This is a genomic window from Microvirga pakistanensis (assembly GCF_004458765.1).
GTDB lineage: Bacteria > Pseudomonadota > Alphaproteobacteria > Rhizobiales > Beijerinckiaceae > Microvirga > Microvirga pakistanensis.
Map to the genome: position 1 here is coordinate 1 of NZ_SPJX01000717.1, position 223 is coordinate 223.

General features: G+C 60.1%; 1 protein-coding gene. It reads right to left on the minus strand.

All coding sequences use genetic code 11. The features are described 5' to 3' along the window. On the minus strand, positions 1-139 hold a 139-nt coding region (locus E4K09_RS28470), incomplete at its 3' end, for a VOC family protein (RefSeq protein ID WP_193557373.1). Positions 140-223 lie beyond the last annotated feature (84 nt).

Here is a 223-nt window from a genome sequence, read left to right on the forward strand (position 1 = left end):
AGAGGTGATAGGCGCTCACGTCGTCCTGGTTCACGGTCTTCTTGACGAGCCGCATGCCGAGGGCCTGCGTGTAGAAGGCGTGGTTGCCTGAGGCATCGGCGGTCACGGCGGGGAGATGATGAATGCCGGTCAGCTTCATGGGAATGCTCCATTGCTTCCGACCGAAAGTAGGGTTAGGCGAAGTCTTCCGCGACCAGGTCACGCGCCAAATGCGTTTTGCCGA